Source organism: Acinetobacter sp. B-6 (assembly GCF_056930735.1).
On record NZ_JBXPBY010000021.1, the window covers coordinates 54686 to 70438 of the forward strand.

Consider the following 15753-nt stretch of genomic DNA (forward strand, 5'->3'; position numbering starts at 1 on the left):
AACAATATTAAAGATTATTTGGTATTTTTTGCCTATGCGTGAACAATTCAGTTTAAGCCGTGCAGAACGGCAACGGCTACAACTACAAGCAGAAATTTTAGAAGCTGCTTTTTTAGAATTTTCTGAACGCGGCTATCACCAAACAGCCATTTCAGATATTGCTAAACGTCTGGGTATTGGACATGGGACCTTTTATCGTCATTTTGAAAATAAACGCGATATTCTCCAACATGTCATTTCAGACACAATGCAAAAAATTATGGCGCTGTTGACTGGTGAGAATGCGCCTCAAGCTGTAAAAAATATTGAGGAATATCGGGAACAATGTCAGCGTATTTCTGAACGTTTAAGGGCTTTTGCTCAAGAAAACCCACTCACCTTAAAACTAGTATTGCTCGAAGCAACATCGATTGATGCTGAAATGACACAGTTTATTCAAAATTTAATGCACATGGCTGGCATGCTTACAGCTGATTATCTTGAACATGGTGTGGAACAAGGCTTTTTTAGAGAAAATCTAGATTGTGAAAATACAGGACATAACATCATCGGTATGATCATGAATGGTGCCTTACGCTTTTTAGCCAATCCTGATGACTTAATTGGTTTAGAAAATTATGGAAATTCAATTATTGATTTAATTATCGGAGGCGTTGCTAAGGCTTCCTGAATAGCAATATTAAAAAACATGTCCAAATTAGACATTGCTTGATACGAGTCTGACAGCGCGCCATCATTGAATGTTGCTGTCAGATCTCTGTCCTCTGTCAGTATTTGAAGCTCATAAACCATCTTTAGTCTGTTTACAGCCAATCACCATAATATTAGTAATAATGTCACCTGGACCAGTTAATGCCGTGATATTGCATAGATATTGAGCACGCTCTTGTACAGCGTTTTGATAGTATCCAGTAGGTCGATATTGGTTTTCATAAATCGCACCCACAACACCTTGCCCTCCAGTTTGTCCAACAACTCGCTGACCTGCATATTCAGAGCCAGTTTGCACAAACTGTTGTACCACATGTTGAGAAACAATAGAATTTTCCCACATTGCTGAACCGCCTAATTTGCTAGCAGGAACTCGGTAAGTCGGTGAACCAAAAATATCAATCGCTTTGTTTACATGTTGCCCAACCAATTTATCAGCAGCTTGTTTTACTGGATTAGGTGTAGTTACACAACCACTGAGTGACAACCCCAATGTCAATGCAGCCCAAAGACCGATCAGATTGGGTTTCAATCGACTCAGTAACTGTTGAGGAACATGGTTTAGCGTTTGTTGTTTTATCCACATAAAAATTTCCTTTTATTCGCTTTTGATTTTACTTTATTGATCTGTATTCAAGATCATCCAATGGCTTTTCACAAATATAGCTTCGTTTTAGATAGAATTTAAAAGTCAGAAGCTCAATTTTATGGATCTAAATAATATTCAGCTTTCACCTTACCTTGCTCTAACTCAATCGCTCGTTCAGTTACTCGTTCAAGAAGTTGCTGATCACAGTCTAATCCAGTCATTTTTTTACTTGATGTCGTTGGCGCATTTTCATCATCAAATGCAGTCTGATTACACTGATTATCTTTAAAGGTATGAATTGCTTACCACTCTTTTTGTGCATCTAACAATCTTTTTTGTTCATTGGCTGTAAGTGTTACCGACAGTTTTTGCTCAGCATTTTTTAACCTTTGATTCTGACGTTGGTACTCTGCACTGATACATTTTTGCTTGTTGGTTGCTGTTTAGCAGCATGTGTACATTCATCATATGTTTTTGAGTATTGTAATGTCGGTGTAGCCGATAGTGCAGTTGCAACACTAGATAAACTCACAAATCTCCAAATATATAGCCATTTTGAAAAGATATTGTTCATACAATTCACTCATTGATCTAAAAATTTTATTGAAGACATTTAAATGTATTGTTCATAGATTGGTTTATTTATACGCTAAATTTTAATTCATGTGAAATTGAAACTATAAATGATGGAATCAGCATTCAACAAAATTTAAAAAATTGAATCTTAGCTCAATATTTTTTGCGATGATTTGGATAATTTGCAGCCTCAAAAATGCGATTATGTCTAACCCATCAGTTCAATAATTTAGGGGCATTAAGACTATTCATGATGGCTTTTTCTTCTTCCAAAAAAAAGAACTTCCATGTAAATACATAAAAGTTCTTTTGATTGTGAATATGATTAGCCAGGGAAAATACCACGTTCCATACGTGCTTTTAAGATCCGTTCACAACCCAAAATAAATGCTGCCGTTCTTAAACTACATATTTTTTCATTTGAGGTATGCCACACATCATTAATCGCCTGAACCATTAACTTATCCAAGCGTTGGTTAATTTCTTCCTCAGACCAAAAATAGCTCGACATATCTTGTACCCATTCGAAATAACTGACGGTGACACCACCAGCATTACAAATAACATCAGGTACAACCGTCACACCACGCTGAATTAAAATATCATCTGCTTCTGGATAAGTTGGACCATTTGCACCTTCTAAAACTAATTTTGCTGTTAATTTCTGTGCTCGCTCAACTGTGATTTGTCCTTCCAATGCAGCAGGAATTAAAATGTCCATCTCGACATCCCAAAAGTCCTCATCTGCAATTAACTGGCTATCGGTAAAATCTGCGACCCCTTGGTGAGTTTCCAAATGTTTTTTTAAACTTTCTAAATCAATACCTTCTGGGTTAAAAATGGTTCCGGTATGATCTTGGATTGCCACGATAAGTGATTGTGATTCTGCAAAAAGATAAGCTGCTTCACTACCCACATTACCAAAGCCTTGTACTGCAACTTTTGCACCTTTGAGTGGCAGCTTAATTTTTTCAGCGACCTCTCGACCAGTGACAAAGACACCACGACCTGTAGCTTTAATACGACCTAGAGATCCGCCCAAATGAATCGGTTTACCTGTCACAACGCCTGTGACAGTATGTCCCTGTCCAGATGAATAGGTATCCATAATCCAGCCCATTACATTGGGGTTAGTACCCACATCAGGTGCTGGAATATCTTTTTGTGGACCAATAATATGACTGATCTCACTGGTATAACGTCGAGTTAAACGTTCTAACTCACGCGGAGAAAGTTGGCGTGGGTCGACTCGAACACCACCTTTAGCACCACCAAAAGGTAGATTTAACACAGCAGTTTTAATGGTCATCCATGCTGAAAGTGCCATAACTTCATTTAAATCGACATCTGGATGATAGCGAATCCCCCCTTTTCCCGGTCCACGTGACAAATTATGTTGTACACGGTACCCCTCAAAATGCTGAATCGTTCCATCATCCATCACGATTGGTACATCAACAATCAACGCGCGTTTGGGACGTTTTAATGTATCAATATAACCCTTGAGATGTTCTAAATAAGGTGTCACCCGTTCGATTTGTTCAAGATAAGTCGACCATGGACCATGATTTTGAGCAATATAAGATAAATTCGACATGTATTTTTTGTCCTTTTAATGCCTTATATTCAGGCATCAATCAAAAAGATAATTAAAAATAATATAAGCCGCTAATTTGGCAGTTCTGTTGTCCAAATCAAATTTTGGATTACACTCAGCCACATCAAAAACTTTAATTTTCCCAGAATTTTTAATGGCTTGAAATAAAGGATCAAATACTGATAAATCAATTCCTTTCACCGCAGGAGCACTCACACCTGGTGCGATACTGGCACTAAAGACATCTAAATCAACCGTGACATAAAGCACATCAACCTTTTCAATAAATTGATTTATTTTCAGTGTGATTGCATCCAAATTGCTTTCTCGTAATGCTTGATCATAAATATAGCGACAATTCAAACGATCTGCTGTTTCAAACAACACTTGAGTATTTGCATGTTTGGCAACACCAATACATAAATAATGAAATTCTTGCTGATATTGCGCTAATAAATGGGCAGCATTTAAAAAAGGTGTTCCCGAGCTTACATGTTCAGCTTCACGCAAATCAAAATGTGCATCAAAGTTGATAATGCCAATTGTTTGATTGGGTTGATGCTTCTGTAGATATTGAAATAATCCAGAAAAACTACCAAAAGCCACTTCATGCCCACCACCTAAAACGATGGGTTGGCTTCCAGAGGAAAGACAAACTTCAACCTGATCAGCCAATTCCGCCTGTGCCTTTTCAAGATCACCATCTACACACATTACTGTGCCCAAATCCGCGATTGAAAGCGCTTGATGTACGGGTAAATTTGCCAATTGGGCACGTATTGCATCAGGCGCATCTGCCGCACCCAAGCGACCTTTATTGCGCTTCACACCTTCATCTGAACTAAAGCCAATCAAGGCATAAGATGCATGAGCTTGAGTATTGATCACTTGATGGATACGCAAATGTGCTTCACCCTCACCATCGTTGCGTCCTTGCCATATAAATGAATGCTTCATAATAAATACAACTCTATGAAAGTGAGCTTAGGGCTAAAATGAAACTTCTGTGCCATGTCGAATAATCCGCTTAGATAAATCACCACCCAGCCAGTAAACAATTTCAGAGGGATGCTCAATATCCCAAGCTATAAAATCGGCGAACTTACCTTGCTCTAAACTGCCGTGTGTATCTTGCAAGCCAAGTGCAAAAGCGGCATTGATGGTGACTGCCGCCAAAGCTTGTTCAGGTGTCAATCGAAATAAAGTACTGCCCATATTCAACATTAAACGTAGGGACAGTGTTGGAGAAGTTCCCGGGTTTAAATCACTCGATAGTGCAATACGCACACCATGTTTATGTAAGCTATCTAATGGTGGATACTGGGTTTCTCTCAGAAAATAAAATGCGCCAGGCAAGAGCACTGCAACAGTTCCCGAGGCAGCCATCGCTTTGGCATCATCTTCGGTCATAAACTCCAAATGATCAGCCGAAAGTGCGTGGTAACGTGCAGCAAGGCTTGAACCACCCAAAGATGAAAGCTGTTCAGCATGTAATTTCACAGGAAGATTTAAGTGCTGTGCAGTTTTAAAAACACGCTCAACTTGAGCAGGTGAAAATGCTAAATGCTCACAAAAGGCATCGACGGCATCAACCAAACCTTCCTGCGCTAATTTCGGCAACATCTCATTGCAAATGTACTCAATATAAGCATCACTTCGCCCCTGATACTCTGGAGCTAAGGCATGCGCAGCCAAACAAGTACTACGTACTGTCATTGGCAAAGCATCCGCGATTTGACGAATAACGCGAAGCATTTTTCGTTCATTTTGATAGTCCAGACCATAGCCTGATTTAATTTCTATCGTGGTTACGCCATCTTTGAGCAAACATTGAACTCGTTTCAAGGCTGCATTCAAAAGCTCTGCTTCACTTGCTTCCCGCGTGGCACGAACCGTACTGGCTATTCCACCACCGCTGGCGGCTATTTCTGCATAACTTATCCCTTGCAAACGTTTTTCAAACTCAACGCTGCGATTCCCCCCAAATACACTATGTGTATGGCAGTCAATCAGACCAGGGGTTACCCATGCAGCATTGAGATCAATTGTCTCAGCATAATCATCTACAGGAACATTCTTTTGAGGACCAATCCAGTGAATATGTGGTCCTAAAGTCACGATTGCAGCATTTTCAATTATGGAATAATGCCCATTTTGCATGGTAGCGATATGACAGTTCGTCCAAAGTTTTTTCATTCACATTTCCTCATACTGCCTATGCAATGCCATGTATAAGCAGTTTCAGTATTAGCTTTCCATTTCAATGTTTTGTGGTAAGTTTGATTTTTCTTTGGCATTATTTCGCTTTGGCTTTACCCAGATCGTGTAAGCAATCCAAAGAATCAATAACCAACTTGCACCGACATAGATCGCAGGTCTTGAATCTGGAAAATATCCCATCATCAGTAAAATGAAGACCATGAATAAAATCGCAAATGCAGGTGCATATGGCCAACCAATCACTGGAAAATCTAGAGCTTTAATTTCTGCTTTAGATAACTTGCGACGCATTGCAACTTGAGAAAGTAAGATCATCAACCACACCCAAACCGTTGCAAAGGTTGCAATCGACGCAATGATGATGAAGACATTTTCGGGAATCATATAGTTCAGTACCACACCGACAAGTAATACTCCTGCCATCACCACAACCGTCATCCAAGGCACACCATTTTTGGAAATTTTTTGAAAAACCTGAGGTGCTTGACCACGATTTGACATGCCAAACAGCATACGACCTGCACCAAACACATCACTGTTAATTGCAGAAATCGCAGCAGTAATCACCACTATATTTAAAATCGTTGCTGCTGATTGAATCCCTAGATTTTCAAAGATTTGAACAAATGGGCTGCCTTTGCTGCCAATTTGATTCCATGGGAAAATTGACATCAATACAAAAATAGTTAAAACATAAAATAATAAGATACGTACTGGGACAGCGTTGATTGCACGTGGAATCGATTTTTTAGGATCTTCAGATTCACCCGCCGTAATTCCAATGATTTCAATACCACCAAATGCAAACACCACTACAGATAAACAAGCAATTAATCCTGCGATGCCATTAGGCATAAACCCCTCATGAACCCATAGATTTTGGATACCTGTGGTAAAACCGCTATGTTCAGCATGAAAACCATAGAACATCAGACCAAAACCACCAAGAATCATCGCAACAATTGCACTGACTTTAACGATGGATAACCAAAACTCAAGCTCACCAAAAACTTTGACATGAATCAGATTAATTGCACCTAAAAACATGATCAGTGACAGAATCCAGATCCAACGTGGTACATCGGGATACCAAAATCCCATATAGATGCCAAATGCAGTGACGTCTGCCAAAGCAACAATAATCATCTCAAAGACATAGGTCCAACCTGTGGTAAACCCTGCAAGCGGACCAATATAATTAGATGCATATTCACTAAATGAACCAGATACTGGATTATGTACTGCCATCTCACCCAATGCTCGCATCACGATATAGATCGCAATCCCGGCAACCATATATGCAAGCAGTACTGATGGACCAGCCATTTTAATGGCTGTTGCAGACCCATAGAACAATCCAGTTCCAATGGCTGAACCTAATGCTAAAAAACGGATATGACGGGTGTTTAACCCCCGCTGTAATGTGGAGTGCTGTGACATTATAATCTCCAATCCTTGAGGAAATTTAGATAGATGCGGCCACTCCATGTGGCCGTTTTATTGATCACACTTTAGACAAACTCGGTAATAGCTTTGGAATGATTAATTCGTTTAAGCAACCACTGGCAAGCAATTCACTCGCTTGTTGGATATCTGGAGCAAAGAAACGATCTTCACTGTAGTAAGGCACTTGATCACGTAGCACTTTGCGTGCTTGCTCAAGTTTTGGTGAACTTTTTAATCCTTCACGGAAATCAAGTCCTTGACATGCACCTAACCATTCAACTGCTAAGATACCGCGAACATTGTCCGCCATATACCACAAGCGTTTACCAGCATTTGGTGCCATAGATACATGGTCTTCCTGATTGGCAGAGGTCGGTAAGCTATCAACACTTGCAGGATGTGCAAGTGCTTTGTTGTCACTTGCCAATGCAGCAGCAGTCACTTGTGCAATCATAAAGCCAGAGTTAACACCACCATTGGCAACTAAAAATGGTGGCAGTTGAGACATATGACGATCCATCATCATTGAAATGCGGCGTTCAGACAATGAACCAATTTCAGCTATTGCAAGGGCTAAATTATCAGCCGCCATTGCAACGGGTTCAGCGTGGAAATTGCCTCCAGAAATCACATCACCTTCTGCGGCAAATACCAAAGGATTATCAGATACAGCATTTGCTTCGATTTCGAGAACTTCTGCAGCTTGACGTATTTGAGTTAAACAAGCCCCCATAACTTGCGGTTGGCAACGTAATGAATACGGGTCTTGAACCTTGCTACAATCTTCATGTGAATGGGCAATTTCACTCGAATCAGTTAATAAGTCACGATAAGCTGCGGCAACATCAATTTGACCACGTTGACCACGGACTTCATGGATGCGCGCATCAAATGGCGCACGTGAACCCAACATTGCTTCGACACTTAAACCACCACATACAGTCGCTGCTGCAAATAGATCTTCTGCTTCAAATAAGCCTCTTAATGCATAAGCAGTCGAAACTTGTGTGCCATTTAACAACGCCAAACCTTCTTTGGCTGCTAAAGAAATCGGTTCTAAGCCTGCTTTTTTCAGTGCTTCAACCGCAGGTAACCACTCTCCTTTGTAACGTGCCTTACTTTCACCAAGTAAAACCAAAGACATGTGTGCCAATGGTGCCAAGTCACCTGAAGCGCCAACCGAACCTTTTAACGGAATATGTGGATATACTTCAGCATTGATCAAAGCCAGAATTGCATCTATCACCTTAGGACGAATACCTGAAAAACCACGTGCCAAGCTATTGGCTTTCAACAGCATGATTAAACGCACCATCGCATCATCTAAAGCTTCGCCAACACCAGCGGCATGAGAAAGTACTAAAGAACGCTGTAATTGTTCTAAGTCTTCAGGCGCAATTTTTGTTGAAGCAAGTAAGCCAAAGCCTGTATTGATACCGTAAGCTGTACGCCCTTCATTGACAATTTTTTCGACACAAGCAACGCTCGCATTGATGCCTTCATAAGCACTGTCATCGAGTTTAACTTTGATTGGGTTTAAATAAGCTTGACGGAGATCTGCAAGCGTAAGTTTGCCAGGTTGAATTAAAAGTTCCATTATTGACGTCCTGTTTTGCACTATATTGTTCGCTTACAATGCCTTTTGCTCAATTGCAAAAAGCATCGTAATCGGTATCCTTGTATTTTTTTATTGCGTAATCATTGGCAAGTTCAAACCTTGCTCTTTCGCACAATCAATTGCAATGTCATAACCGGCATCTGCATGACGCATCACTCCTGTTGCAGGGTCATTGGTCAGTACACGAGCAATACGTGTTGCTGCTTCATCCGTACCGTCACACACAATCACCACACCTGAATGTTGAGAGAATCCCATACCCACACCACCACCATGATGCAATGACACCCAAGTTGCGCCACCCGCAGTGTTTAACAATGCGTTGAGTAATGGCCAATCAGATACCGCATCTGAACCATCTTTCATGGCTTCAGTTTCACGGTTAGGACTAGACACAGAACCTGAGTCTAAGTGATCACGACCAATCACGATCGGTGCAGAAAGTTCTCCACTGCGAACCATTTCGTTAAATGCTAAACCCAATTTTGCACGTAAGCCCAAACCTACCCAACAGATACGTGCAGGCAAACCTTGGAAGCTAATACGTTCACGAGCCATATCTAACCAACGATGTAAATGCTCATCATCTGGAATCAATTCTTTGACTTTGGCATCTGTTTTATAGATATCTTCTGGATCACCTGAAAGTGCAGCCCAGCGGAAAGGACCAATACCACGGCAGAATAACGGACGGATATATGCTGGAACAAACCCAGGGAAATCGAAGGCATTTTCTACACCTTCATCTTGCGCCATTTGACGAATATTGTTGCCATAATCAAATGTAGGAACACCCATTTTTTGGAAATCCAACATTGCTTGCACATGCTTCGCCATCGATTGTTTTGCCGCTTTTACGACAAACTCTGATTCAGTTTGAGCACGTTGACGATACTCTTCCCATGTCCAACCAATCGGTAAATAACCATTTAATGGATCATGTGCGCTGGTTTGATCTGTCACCATGTCAGGATGCACACCACGACGAACCAATTCAGGTAAAATTTCAGCAGCATTACCATGTAATGCAATTGAAATTGCCTTACCTTCTTGCGTGTATTTTTGGATACGAGCTAAAGCGTCGTCCAAGTCGGTCGCTTGCTCATCAACATAACGTGTGCGCAAACGAAAATCGATGCTGGCTTGTTGACATTCGATATTCAGTGAACACGCACCTGCCAATGTTGCAGCTAAAGGTTGTGCGCCGCCCATACCGCCTAAACCTGCAGTCAGTACCCAACGCCCTTTCAAATCGCCGTTGTAATGTTGGCGTCCAGCTTCAACAAAAGTCTCATATGTGCCTTGTACAATGCCTTGACTACCAATATAAATCCAAGAACCAGCCGTCATTTGCCCATACATTGCTAAGCCTTTGGCATCCATTTCATTGAAATGCTTCCAATTTGCCCAATGAGGAACTAGGTTTGAGTTTGCAATCAATACACGTGGTGCATCTTGATGAGTTTTAAATACACCAACGGGTTTACCTGACTGTACCAATAGTGTTTCATCAGTTTCTAAATTTTTAAGTGTTTCAACAATCTTGTCAAAACATTCCCAGTTGCGCGCGGCACGACCAATACCACCATACACAACCAATTCTTTCGGGTTCTCTGCGACATCAGGATCAAGATTGTTCATCAACATTCGAAGTGGAGCTTCAGTCAACCAGCTTTTTGTATTGAGCTTTGTACCACGAGGTGCGCGAATCTCTACATCACGAAATTTTGTTGTCGTTGTTGTCACAATAGGACTCCTTCCTTTGAGTTTAAAACAGTGAATGAAATCACTTTCACTGTATAGCAATGTATCAACTTGTATATACATCTATATACTACACAAATCTCTAAACTTGAAAAGATGATTTTTAAAATATTTTGCAAAAAAATATTTAATTAACTGAATTTATTAAAAATTATTTTTTAATGAAAATAAAAACGCATACAACTTTAAGTTGAATGCGTTAAAACAACATCAATAAAATTTAAATTTTTGTGAGTTGTATTAGACAAGTTTGAGGCGAAAACTGTGGATTCAAAATCATTATTTTTGCTAAATTTTCATTTTGTATTTTTAGACAATTCTGATGCTGTAAATAAAAAATCTTTTCATCAATCGTGACTTCTAATGGTTTGATTGACTGATTAAAAACAAATATAAAATCTGAAGAAATGGGAATTTCCAAGCGTTCTTGAGTAAAAATCCATTGATATTGTGCCGATATTTTTTTGGGATCGTAGATCAAATTAAAATCTCGAATTTGACCCGCCAATAATTCACAATACACCTCACTTTCACCACTAAACGAAACACTTTGAAGCGTATGCAAATATTTGAGTTCACTATCAATATTCAGCGAAATTCCTTGACCTTCCAATACTGTTAAAAAACGCTGCATTCCATTGAATTTAGAAAATTCTCCAGCACTTTTGACATCTGCCATCGAAATGCGCCACTCAAACTCATCCAAGCTTTCTCCTACACTACGGGCAATTTCTAGCGTATAACCTTCACCGTTTTTCCAGCGCATTTTTTTATAGTGCGGTATTTCTAACAGCTCGATCATTGAGTAAATTTACCCTCAAGATAATAACGACTTCCCGGATAGATTAAACGGGCACTTGAAATCAACTGTTTATTTGACCATGTTCTACGACGAATCAGTAAACATGGTTCTGTTTTATTAATTTTCAACCACTTACACTCTTGTGCAGATGCCAAAATCGCAGTTACCACATGCTCACCTTCTGTAACAGGTGCTTTTGACATTAAATACGCATTCGGTGTAATCGCTTTGAAGTCTTGTGCAAGATAATCAGGAATCAGAATAGGATCAACCAAACGATCTTCAATTTGCACAGGTATGTCATTTTCATAATGTACAATGATAGAGTGGAATAACTTTTGCCCTTCTCGAATCTGCATCAAGCGACTTTGTTCTACATTGGCGTGTATTTGTTCGAGTACCAAGACTTCCGCATGGTGCTTATGATTCCTTGCAATAATTTCTTCTGCAATATTATTGACATGAAATAAAGCCGTACGCCCCTGACCTTCAGCAACAAAAGATCCAACACCTTGTATACGTACCAATAAACCTTCGCTGGTGAGTTCACGCAAGGCACGGTTCACAGTCATACGGCTACAACCGAGTAAATTGACCAATTCACTTTCAGAAGGAATTTTTTTATTGACTGTCCATGTTCCTTCATAAATTTTTTGTGAAATCATTTGTTTCACACGCAAATACAATGGAACAGGACTATCTTCTTCTAGTGATAAGTTTAAATCGTTGTGCTTTGACACTCTTGACATTGACTAAAACTCATACAAAATATATTGAATCATTGTATATGGTCACAACCTTGTTTGTATATACAAGCCTATACAAATAATTATGATAAAAATATCTATGTCTAAATAAAGATTTTGATCTTTACATGTCATTGCTATCGCGTGGCAACATGGATGTCGCCCAATGAAAGGGGCTACAGAGGTACCTCTCGCCTAACGAAAGATTGTCATCATCTTTTCATTTGAGCAAAAGCAAAGCACTGCTTTGTTTGCAGTACTAGAGTGAGGAATCGTCTACGAAAAGCGATTTAAACTTTAAATGTAAAGTGTGGTATTCAAGCTTTATTGGCAAAGGAGGCTTTTACCTCCTTATTTATCCAATCAAATTAAAAAGTCTTTCTGAAACTCAACCAATATTGTTGATTATCTCGATTCTTGAGTTGTTCAGGTGTGCTTCCTATTGGAAATGCAACTTCGGCATTGGCTTGGATATTCCATAAACTGCTCCAGTTTAAGCCCAATCCAGCACTGCTGATTTGTACTTGATTGTCGCCTGTGACTCCTGCCCAACGTTGCGCATTTAAGGTTATTTCTGCTGTATCTACAAAAACTTTACCAGTAAGCTGATGTTTGGCATTTGCAAATAAGCTTTGTCGCAGTTCTGCTGTGGCTAAATATCCAGTCGAACCTGCGAATTGGCTGGATTCATAACCGCGAACATTAAATGGACCGCCTCCTAAATATTGTTCTGCACTATCTAGATTATAAGGGCTATATTGACCATAAATCCCCAAATAACCTTGTGTACCTTTGCCACCCAGATTTTGTAGACGTGAAAGATTGAGTGTTGCAGTGTAGTAATCTCCTGCTGTTTTTGCTGTTTGGTTATCTAAGACAGCAGCATCATCATTTTTAAATTTCACACGACCATAACTCGTTGAAGCACCATATTGGGTTAAGCCTCCCCCCATGAATTGATCAAACTGAGAGCCATCCAGTCGGGCAGTCACCACATCTATATTGCGATGTTTATCGTATTGGTTCAGTTGAATATCATCTTTCAGTTGTTTATGGTCATATTGTAAGCTCAGTAATACTTCTGCTGTATTGGTCAGTAAAGCAGGTTGGCTGATAAATACACTGCTTTGTGCTGCACTTCCTTCTGCCCCAATACTTTTTAAATCTTTACCCAGTTCGTAATCAAGATAGGAATAGCTTGCGCCTGCACGTGTCCCCATTCCTGTAAAGGTAAAGGCGTATCCGACACGTCCGTAGTTCATCCGTTTTCCAGCAGTCATCAGATCTAAGCTCAACTCATCCCCTAAACCAGCTAAATTATTGACGGAGACGCCAGCGGTGCCTCGTACTCGACTGGTGTATTTATTGCCAAAGTTATCTGCACCGATATAACCATTGAGTAGGGGTGCATTTTGTACTTCTACATTGAGTTGGCTGCTACCCACTGAGGTTCCTGGACTTAGGACATTGCGGGTGTTCACTCCTTTTAATCGATTGAGCAATTTAAGCTGTTGCTGCATTTGATCGCTGTTGATTCGCTCGCCTTGTTTCAAGGACGCGACTGTTTGTTCTATAAGCCAATTCTGAGTTCGGCTTTGATTGTCAATCTGAGTTTTATCGTAATACGCTTCAAGTACATTGATTCGTACGATACCTTGACTTAAGTTTTGTTGTGGAAGATAAGCACGACTATAGCCATAACCATGTTGTTGATAGTAAGTGCTAATCTTTTGTGCAACCTGCCAAAGTTGATTTAGAGTCAGTTGCTGACCTTCGGCATCAACAACCAGTTGATGGAGTTGTTGGGTGCTAAAACGGCTATTCCCGATAATTTCAATTTTTCGTACAGGAATTTGTACATCTGTTGCCGTAGGAGCTATTGGCTTTGCGGTATTTTCAATCTGTACTGCAGGTTGTGGCTCAAGAATTTGCCCTTGTTGCTGTTGTTGTAACAGTTGCCCAGCATTCGGGGCAGGTGCTGCATGGTTTGTGTTGCTGAAGAGCATGAAACAAGCACTTACAGATGCTGCCAATATATGTTGTTGTGATTTCATTGTTTAGTGCTCCCCTGCCAAAATTTGAATGCCTGTGGTGTTCACACCACCTTGGCGTACGTCAAGATTGACGGTATTTAATGCATTTTGTGTTTCAGGCAAATAATGCGGTCGTTTGAATTGAATGGCCTGTAAGTAAGCCGTCGGTGTCAACATATAGATATCTGCTGTAGTTTTCGCGGTCGTATCCACCAATGTGTAATTTTGGGCATCTAAACCACCAAGACTTAAACCTGTAATCAATACATTTTTGCTTTGCCCTGTGGTCGCATTGTCAAATTGACCCGTTACTGTTGCTACATTCAGATTATCCCCTGCATAGATGCCACTGAACTCGGCATGACTAAGATCTAAATCAGCAATTGTTAATCCATTATAGGTGCGGTTATTTGCGCGAATGCCTGTAATATATTGAATCTTAGCTTGACTAATATCAGCTGTAGTTTGTGCAGTGTTATTCACTAACTCGTAGTTATGTGCATCTGCACCACTTAGGCTAATTCCATGAATGCTTACTTGTTTGGCATTACCCACATTTTTATCACTGAATTGTCCTGTTGCTGATACGACTTTCAGTTCATCACCTGCGATCTGACCTGTAAATTGTGCTGCTGCTGTATTCAACGTTGCTTGTGTACTGGCATCATAAACACGATTATTTGCTGTGATTCCTGTGACTTGGTTAATTTTGGCTTTAGCAATATCCAATGCACCATCAACAAAGCTCAGATCGTAGTTTTTATCAACCCCATTGGCTTTATTCGTATAACTACCTGCATCTTTAGCAGTAACAGATGCAGTCACATCAGAAAGTACAGATTCAGTTTCGCCATTGACCAAACCTGTTGCACTAAAGCCAGCAGCTGTTTGGTTTTTACCGTTATAGGTCGTATTTAAACTATTCGCTGTCACCGTAGCTTTAGCTTTGGCAATATCCAATGCTCCATCAACAAAGGTCAGATCATAGTTTTTATCAACGCCATTGGCTTTATTCGTATAACTGCCTGAGTCTTTAGCCGTTACAGATGCCGTCACACCAGAAAGTACAGATTCGGTTTCACCATTGACCAAACCTGTTGCAGTAAAGCCTGACGCTGTTTGATTTTGTCCATTATAAACAGTTGATACGCTATTCGCCGTTACAGTCGCTTTGGCTTTGGCAATATCCAATGCACCATCAACAAAGGTCAGATCGTAGTTTTTATCAACGCCATTGGCTTTATTCGTATAACTGCCTGCGTCTTTAGCCGTTACGGATGCCGTCACACCTGTCAATACAGAACTATCTTCGCCATTCACCAAACCTGTTGCACTAAAGCCTGACGCTGTTTGGTTTTTACCATTATAGGTCGTATTTAAGCTATCCGCTGTCACCTTAGCTTTGGCTTTAGCAATATCCAATGCACCATCGACAAAGGTCAGATCGTAGTTTTTATCAACGCCATTGGCTTTATTCGTATAACTGCCTGCATCTTTAGCCGTTACGGATGCTGTCACACCAGAAAGTACAGATTCGGTTTCGCCATTGACCAAACCTGTTGCACTAAAGCCTGATGCTGTTTGGTTTTTGCCGTTATAGATCCTATTTAAACTATTCGCCGTTACAGTCGCTTTGGCTTTGGCAATATCC

The 15753-nt window shown here is 40.3% G+C and carries 14 protein-coding genes; 1 reads left to right on the plus strand and 13 read right to left on the minus strand.

All coding sequences use genetic code 11. The features are described from left to right. The first annotated feature begins 34 nt into the window (after positions 1–34). Entirely contained in the window at positions 35–670 is a 636-nt protein-coding gene (locus AC1Z3T_RS19830; RefSeq protein ID WP_009584837.1) for a TetR/AcrR family transcriptional regulator, read from the plus strand. A gap of 111 nt (positions 671–781) precedes the next feature. Here the strand turns inward: AC1Z3T_RS19830 and AC1Z3T_RS19835 are convergent, their stop codons facing one another. From AC1Z3T_RS19835 to AC1Z3T_RS19895, 13 genes are all read right to left on the minus strand, one after another. Further along, positions 782–1297, minus strand: coding sequence for a hypothetical protein (locus tag AC1Z3T_RS19835; protein ID WP_004831472.1), 516 nt, complete (start codon positions 1295–1297; stop codon positions 782–784). Positions 1298–1602: 305 nt separating this feature from the next. Then, on the minus strand, positions 1603–1719 hold the full coding sequence (locus AC1Z3T_RS19840) for a hypothetical protein (protein ID WP_333725146.1): 117 nt from the start codon (positions 1717–1719) through the stop codon (positions 1603–1605). Beyond that, on the minus strand, positions 1683–1832 hold the full coding sequence (locus AC1Z3T_RS19845; protein ID WP_227565823.1) for a hypothetical protein: 150 nt from the start codon (positions 1830–1832) through the stop codon (positions 1683–1685). Before AC1Z3T_RS19845 ends, AC1Z3T_RS19840 begins: the two co-directional genes overlap by 37 nt. A 369-nt stretch (positions 1833–2201) precedes the next feature. Next, on the minus strand, positions 2202–3473 hold the full coding sequence (locus AC1Z3T_RS19850) for a Glu/Leu/Phe/Val family dehydrogenase (protein WP_042090244.1): 1272 nt from the start codon (positions 3471–3473) through the stop codon (positions 2202–2204). A gap of 36 nt (positions 3474–3509) precedes the next feature. Continuing rightward, a complete protein-coding gene (gene hutG, locus AC1Z3T_RS19855; RefSeq protein WP_419357999.1) occupies positions 3510–4430 on the minus strand; it encodes a formimidoylglutamase in 921 nt (306 codons plus the stop codon). Between the two features lie 33 nt (positions 4431–4463). After that, positions 4464–5669: an imidazolonepropionase gene (hutI, locus tag AC1Z3T_RS19860; RefSeq protein ID WP_263510805.1), complete on the minus strand. Its 1206-nt coding sequence runs from the start codon at positions 5667–5669 to the stop codon at positions 4464–4466. A 51-nt stretch (positions 5670–5720) separates the two neighbouring features. Continuing rightward, positions 5721–7133 carry an amino acid permease gene (locus AC1Z3T_RS19865; protein ID WP_483396904.1) on the minus strand — a complete coding sequence of 471 codons (1413 nt, stop codon included), beginning with the start codon at positions 7131–7133 and terminating at the stop codon, positions 5721–5723. Positions 7134–7197: 64 nt separating this feature from the next. Next, on the minus strand, positions 7198–8736 hold the full coding sequence (gene hutH, locus AC1Z3T_RS19870; RefSeq protein WP_151807064.1) for a histidine ammonia-lyase: 1539 nt from the start codon (positions 8734–8736) through the stop codon (positions 7198–7200). Between the two features lie 90 nt (positions 8737–8826). Beyond that, complete coding sequence (hutU, locus tag AC1Z3T_RS19875; protein ID WP_483396905.1) at positions 8827–10503, minus strand: urocanate hydratase; 1677 nt, start codon at positions 10501–10503, stop codon at positions 8827–8829. A gap of 238 nt (positions 10504–10741) precedes the next feature. Further along, positions 10742–11323 (minus strand): HutD/Ves family protein, encoded by a 582-nt coding sequence (locus AC1Z3T_RS19880; protein ID WP_151810218.1) that lies wholly within the window; start codon positions 11321–11323, stop codon positions 10742–10744. Next, complete coding sequence (gene hutC / locus AC1Z3T_RS19885) at positions 11320–12072, minus strand: histidine utilization repressor (RefSeq protein WP_151810217.1); 753 nt, start codon at positions 12070–12072, stop codon at positions 11320–11322. The genes AC1Z3T_RS19880 and hutC overlap by 4 nt, the downstream gene beginning before the upstream one ends. A gap of 365 nt (positions 12073–12437) precedes the next feature. Beyond that, a complete protein-coding gene (locus tag AC1Z3T_RS19890; RefSeq protein WP_483396906.1) occupies positions 12438–14123 on the minus strand; it encodes a ShlB/FhaC/HecB family hemolysin secretion/activation protein in 1686 nt (561 codons plus the stop codon). 3 nt (positions 14124–14126) lie between these two features. Further along, positions 14127–15753: MBG domain-containing protein (locus AC1Z3T_RS19895; protein ID WP_483396907.1), on the minus strand; the 1627-nt coding region annotated here is incomplete at its 5' end.